The sequence below is a fragment of the Microcystis sp. LEGE 08355 genome, assembly GCF_015207185.1.
GTDB lineage: Bacteria > Cyanobacteriota > Cyanobacteriia > Cyanobacteriales > Microcystaceae > Microcystis > Microcystis panniformis.
The window spans coordinates 1-4334 of record NZ_JADEXI010000399.1 but is presented as its reverse complement, the minus strand read 5'-3'; the positions used below and the strand labels follow the sequence as shown (position 1 = coordinate 4334).

The 4334-nt window shown below is 47.4% G+C and carries 3 protein-coding genes; all 3 read left to right on the top strand.

Annotated elements, in window-relative coordinates:
- The coding region (locus IQ242_RS17840) for a phosphoenolpyruvate carboxylase (RefSeq protein ID WP_193960890.1) at positions 1-1992 on the top strand (1992 nt) is incomplete at its 5' end.
- A gap of 444 nt (positions 1993-2436) precedes the next feature.
- Entirely contained in the window at positions 2437-3720 is a 1284-nt protein-coding gene (gene glyA / locus IQ242_RS17835) for a serine hydroxymethyltransferase (protein ID WP_193960889.1), read from the top strand.
- 78 nt (positions 3721-3798) lie between these two features.
- The coding region (locus IQ242_RS17830) for a glycosyltransferase family 4 protein (protein ID WP_193960888.1) at positions 3799-4334 on the top strand (536 nt) is incomplete at its 3' end.

Sequence of the window (4334 nt, the reverse complement as noted above, 5' to 3'; positions counted from 1 at the left end):
TCCCTGCACTGGTGTCACGTCTTGCCGGAGTTGCTGGACTCCCTGGACAGAGATAAACAGCAAATGCCCGAAATCTATAGCCAGTTAGCAATCCGCTACCGTCAGGAACCCTATCGCCTCAAATTGGCCTTTATTCAAAAACGTCTGGAAAATACACGAGATCGCAATAATCGCCTCAATGATCCGGAAGAACGACAATTATTAACTAAACTCAACGAAACCAACATCTATCGCTCTGGTTCCGAGTTTTTAGCCGAATTACAGCTATTACAGCGCAGTCTCTTGCAAACCGGTCTTTCCTGTCAAGAACTCGATCGACTGATCGCCCAAGTGGAGATTTTTGGCTTTGTCCTGACTCAGTTAGATTTTCGGCAAGAATCCACCCGTCACGCCGAATGTATCGAAGAAATCGCCGCCTATCTCGGAGTTTTACCCAAACCCTACGGCCAATTAAGCGAATCAGAAAAAATCGCCTGGTTAGTGGCGGAATTAAAAACCCGTCGGCCGCTAATTCCCCGGGAAATGCCCTTCTCGGAAAGAACCTGCGAAACCATTGAAACCCTGCGAGTTTTAAGAAGTCTGCAAGGGGAATTTGGTCTGGAAATCTGCCAAACCTACATTATCAGCATGACCAACGAGGCCAGCGATGTGCTAGAAGTGCTGTTATTAGCCCAAGAAGCCGGTTTATACGACCCCGCCACTAGCCGCAGTTCCCTCCGCATTGTTCCCCTCTTTGAAACCGTCGATGACCTCAAACACGCCCCCGGCATCATGCAGACTTTGTTTGAATTGCCCCTCTACCGGGCAGCCCTAGCCGGCGGTTACGACCATTTAGGGGCTTTAAACGGGGAGGAAGTGACCCCGGAACCGGCCATCCTCGAACCGGGTAATTTACAGGAGATTATGGTGGGTTACTCCGATAGTAATAAGGATTCCGGCTTTTTAAGCAGTAATTGGGAAATTCATAAGGCCCAGAAGGCTTTACAAAAAACCGCTAAACAATACGGCTTGAATCTACGTCTTTTTCATGGCCGGGGCGGTTCCGTCGGTCGGGGTGGTGGACCGGCCTACGCCGCTATCCTCGCCCAACCCCGGGGAACGATTAACGGTCGCATTAAAATCACCGAACAAGGCGAGGTTTTAGCCTCGAAATACTCTTTACCAGAATTGGCCTTGTATAACCTCGAAACGGCCGTAACGGCAGTCATACAGGCAAGTTTACTGGGCAGTGGTTTTGATGATCTCGAACCCTGGAATCGCATCATGGAGGAGTTGGCCACCCGTTCACGGCAAACCTATCGCAGTTTGATTTATGAAGAACCGGACTTTTTAGACTTCTTTCTGTCCGTAACTCCCATTCCTGAAATTAGTCTTTTACAGATTAGTTCCCGACCGGCGCGCCGGAAAAGTGGTCAACAGGATTTAAGTACCCTGCGGGCAATTCCCTGGGTATTTAGTTGGACTCAAACCCGTTTTCTTTTACCGGCTTGGTATGGTTTAGGGACAGCTTTACAGATGTTTCTCGATGATTCTCCTAACCGAAATTTGGAATTGTTACGCCATTTTTATCACAAGTGGCCTTTCTTCCAGATGGTGATTTCTAAGGCAGACATGACTCTATCAAAGGTGGACCTACAGATGGCCTATCACTACGTCAGTGAACTTTCTAAACAGGAAGATCGAGAACGGTTTCAACGTCTGTTTGAAAGGATCAAAGAGGAATATAATCGCACCAGCGAGATTGTTCTCCAGATCACCGGCGAGAAAAATTTATTAGATAATGATCCGAATTTACAGCGCTCGGTGCAGTTACGCAACGGTTCGATCGTTCCCCTCGGTTTTCTACAGGTCTCTCTCCTGAAGCGTTTACGTCAATACAATAGTCAAGCTCAATCCGGTGTGATTCATTTCCGCTATTCTAAAGAGGAGTTATTAAGGGGCGCTTTAATGACGATTAATGGTATTGCCGCAGGGATGAGAAATACCGGTTGATTACAGATAATTAATGGTAGTTTTCGGGTGGTTATCTTGAAGGTAATCTACCCTATTTTTGTGATTTGTCAACTTTTTGTAGAACTTCTACTAATACTAAATCCGTTGAGTAACGCACAGAAAACGGGTTTCTCGGAGAAACCCGTTTTCTACTCATGCACTCATGCAAAAAGGGGAATAAATAATCAGTCTTTAATAACCAGATTTAGTATTACTTCTGATTTTATCACTCAATCCAAGCTTTTGGGGGGTTCTATTGGCTAATATTACTATCACTTATTGACTAAAAATAAAGATTTTACCGCTAACAGTTGACAATTGATCATCGACCCCGAAGAGAAGCAATTAAGCTCACTGGTGTGTCGGAAGATTAGAGATTGTGCCAAAATGGAGAAAGTGACCCAAGGATTACAGGTAAATTGTTAAAAAAAGGATCGAGTAACCGTGACTGATACGAACTTAGATATACTATCCCTGACGGATCCAGCGATCGCCGGGATTCTGCAAAAAGAACTGCAACGTCAAAGAGATCACCTAGAATTAATCGCTAGTGAAAACTTTACCTCGGCTGCCGTCATGGCCGCCCAGGGTTCGGTTTTAACCAACAAATATGCGGAAGGACTGCCCAAAAAACGCTACTATGGCGGTTGCGAATACATTGACGAAGCGGAACAATTAGCGATCGATCGGGTTAAACGACTATTTGGGGCAAACCACGCTAACGTACAACCCCACTCCGGTGCCCAAGCTAATTTCGCCGTTTTCCTGACCCTCTTGCAGCCCGGCGATACGATTATGGGCATGGATCTCTCCCACGGGGGTCATCTTACCCACGGTTCCCCCGTTAACGTTTCCGGAAAATGGTTCCGAGTAGTACAGTATGGAGTAAGTCCCGAAAGCGAACGCCTTGACTACGATCTCATCCTTGACATCGCCCGTAAGGAAAAACCCAAACTAATTATCTGCGGTTATTCTGCCTACTCGCGCCGGATTGATTTCGAGAAATTCCGCGCCGTCGCTGACGAAGTGGGGGCCTACCTGATGGCAGATATCGCCCATATTGCCGGTTTAGTGGCCACCGGTCATCATCCTAACCCCCTACCCCACTGTGATGTGGTCACTACCACCACTCACAAAACCCTGCGCGGTCCTAGGGGTGGTTTAATTATGACCAAAGACGAGGAATTAGGCAAAAAATTCGATAAATCCGTTTTCCCCGGTACCCAAGGCGGGCCCCTAGAACACGTGGTCGCGGCGAAAGCGGTGGCTTTTGGGGAGGCCCTGAAACCGGAGTTTAAAATCTATTCGGGCCAAGTAATCGCTAATGCCCAAGCTTTAGCCGGTCAGTTGAAGGCTAGAGGGATTAAAATTGTCACCGATGGTACGGATAATCACTTGATGTTACTCGATTTAAGATCCGTGGGCATGACCGGGAAAGAGGCCGATCGCTTGGTGAGTACGATCAATATTACCGCTAATAAAAACACTGTTCCCTTCGATCCCGAGTCTCCCTTTGTTACCAGTGGTCTGCGCTTGGGTTCCCCGGCTATGACCACCAGAGGACTAGGAGAAACGGAATTTATCGAGATTGGCAACATTATCGCCGATATTCTCCTTAATCCAGGTGATGAAGCCCTGAGAACTGCTTGCCGTCAACGGGTAGGGAAACTCTGTGAAAGCTTCCCCCTCTATCCCCATCTCCATATTTCCGTCCCCGCCTTGGCCTAAAACGAGAGATAATAAAAATTCATAATTGGCGATTGCCTGTCAGTGGCCAATTGTGAATTAAATCGCCCCCCAATTCCCATGTCCGGAGATTTATACTATCTAATTGCTTTTCTGATCGCCCATACCGTGGTACTTTGGAGTACGCCCCTCGTCAGAACCGTCGGACTGAAAAGCGGTTACGTCGATAAACCCAACGAAAGGAAGGTCCATGAAAGGCCTATGGTTCGACTGGGGGGAGTTTCGATTTTTGTCGGCGCTTTAACTGCACTCCTGATCGTTTGGTGGTTGGGAGGGTTTGCTGGTTTAAACAGCGATCGAGAATGGGAAGTGTGGGGCGTAACCCTAGGCGGTTTGGGTTTTTTCCTCATCGGTCTAGCGGATGATCTTTTTAATCTTTCGCCCCTCAATCGTCTGGTAATGCAGTTTAGCGTCGCTTTTCTAGCTTGGCAAGCCGGCGTTAGGATCGATTTTCTCTCTATTCCCTTCGGCGATTTATTACAAATTCATTGGCTAAGTTTACCAGTTACTCTCCTCTGGTTAGTGGGGATGGCTAACGCGATTAATTGGATTGACGGTTTAGATGGATTAGCGGCGGGAGTTTCGGGTATATCTGC